At 37.2% G+C, this 2,476-nt stretch carries 1 protein-coding gene; it reads right to left on the bottom strand.

Annotated elements, in window-relative coordinates:
• Positions 1-140 precede the first annotated feature (140 nt).
• Positions 141-1,520: a UDP-N-acetylmuramate--L-alanine ligase gene (murC, locus tag QME45_14640; GenBank protein ID MDI6619864.1), complete on the bottom strand. Its 1,380-nt coding sequence runs from the start codon at positions 1,518-1,520 to the stop codon at positions 141-143.
• Between the last annotated feature and the right edge of the window lie 956 nt (positions 1,521-2,476).

Here is a 2,476-nt window from a genome sequence, read left to right as displayed (position 1 = left end):
CTTAACCGTCCCCCAAGCGCAGTCATCAGTTTGTTTGTTTTGCTTAACCGTCCCCCAAGCCCGCCGCCTGAGCCCAACAACTTTTGCTTAACCGTCCCCACCGCCCACCGCTTTTAAAATAAGGGACCCATATGGGTCCCTTATTTTAAAAGCTTCTCAGCTACTTTGTATACATCGCCGGCTCCCATTGTTATAACTACGTCGCCCGGGGATGTATTTTTCCTTATATAATCTGCAATATCGTCGAATGACTGAATATATACTGCATCTACTCCATTTTGCTTTATTTTATCTGCAAGCATCTTCGAGTTAATCTCTCCGGTATCTTTTTCCCTTGCAGCATAGATGTCTGTTACGATAAGAGCATCGGTATCATTAAAAGCCTTGGAAAATCCATCCAGAAGCTTAATTGTCCTGCTGAATGTATGCGGTTGAAATATACACCAAAGCTTTTTATGGGGATAATTTCTGGCCGCTGACAGCGTCGCTTTTATTTCAGTAGGATGGTGCGCATAATCGTCTATTACTGTAACACCGTTGAAACTGCCGAGCTTTTCAAACCTTCTGTGAGTTCCGAAAAATTCAAGAAAACTTTTTTTAATTGTGGATATATCGATATTGAATATTTGGGAACATGCGATTGCGCATAGCGCATTGCTGATGTTATGTTTCCCGGGTATATTGAGTTTGAAATTTCCAAAAAAATTGCCCCTGTGATATACATCAAACTGCCCGCAACTGTTATGGTCATATGTTATGTTCGATGCTGTCCAATCGGCTTTGTTCTTAAGAGCAAATGTTATTACATTGGTTTTTGCATTTTTTGCAGCTTTCATGGCGTTTTCGTTATCCGCACAAGTGATGAGGTACCCATCCTGAGGGATCAGGCTGATAAATTTAGAAAATGAATTTATTATCTGGTTTATATCTTTATAGAAATCAAGATGATCTGCATCGATGTTTAATACAATGCCCGCATAAGGATACAGCTTAAGAAAGCTTTCAACGTATTCGCAGGCTTCGGTTACAAAATATGAACTCTTTCCTGCACGGACATTTCCACCTATCGCATCAACTTCTCCACCTACCATAACAGTGGGATCAAGATTTGCATTTTTCATTATAATTGCGATAAGAGAAGTTGTAGTTGTTTTACCATGTGTTCCGGCAACAGCTACACCGTATTTATAATGCTTCATGATCTGCCCTAAAAATTCAGCCCTGCTTACAATTTTCAGCCCAAGCTCTTTGGCCCTTATAAGTTCAGGGTTATCCCATTTTACCGCTGCTGTGTATACTACGATATCCGCATTTTCCACATTTTTTGCCGCATGTCCGATGCTTATGACAGCTCCTTTTTTTGCCAGACTGTCGGTCATTTTTGACGCACGGGAATCTGAACCGGATACGCTGTATCCATAATGAAGCAGGATTTCTGCAAGGCCGCTCATGCTTATTCCGCCAATTCCCACAAAATGTATATGCAAATTCTTATCCCGATTAATGTTAAAATCTATCAAAACTTATACACTTCCTTAATTATGTTTGTATTTACTATATTGTGAACTTATAATCTTGTTCGAATCTCTCATGACTAAAGTCGCGAATGTGCAGAGCAATTTTAATCGACAGGATCAACATCGGGAAGATCCGAGCAAGTCATTTGGTGGATTCTATCGCAATATGTCCGCCGTCTTTTATATAAATTATATACCAATAAAACGGTTTTTTAAACAAGAATGAATTCTGCCATATTTTATACTCGAAGAATATTATTCCGATCGCTAAGCTCGAAGTATTAGAGTATGTAAACTCGTTCAGGGCAGAATCAAAACTCGCTACGCATGAAATATGATTCTGCTAACCCTGAACCTAAAGTTAACAGGTTCTAAAGACTTTCCGCTAATTGTTCTTTCTATAATATTCCTCAAATGGTATTATATACACCTGAACTCTAGCTTCGATTCATAATATGATATTACATTATTTTGAATGTTCATTCGTTGCTCAAAATAATGTAATTTTATTTATGCCTGATTTCAAATTACAACCGAAGTTGACTCTAAGTATTATATTACAGAACATGGATTTTAGTTACTCAAATGCAGCACAAATTCATTCGACTCGAAACAATATGAATGTCTGATGGTTCTCTTTAGCGGTTGCTAAAAATCTTCCCGGTACATACGAATGCTGAGAAATTTACATTTACTTAAATAAAATTTTTAAGCCAGTTATTTTTAAAATTCCATTACTGTGCTCAATCTATTCACATTTATTTAAAAAAAACCTTTAATCTTATGGATTGGAATAATATTTTTAAAATATAAAATACATATCCTGATCTTCAATTCGTAATATGAGCTTATGTTATTTTGAGTACTCATTCGCCAGATTCAAGTTTTGTAAGTTCCAAGGCCTGCAGCCTTGATAATCCAAGAGCTTTTGAAACTCGTTTCACTCAGACAATCAAAAG

The organism is Clostridiales bacterium (assembly GCA_030016385.1).
In the GTDB taxonomy this organism is placed as follows: Bacteria; Bacillota; Clostridia; order Clostridiales; family Oxobacteraceae; genus JASEJN01.
Note: the sequence above shows the minus strand (reverse complement) of the source record. Positions and strands in the feature narration are given on the sequence as shown.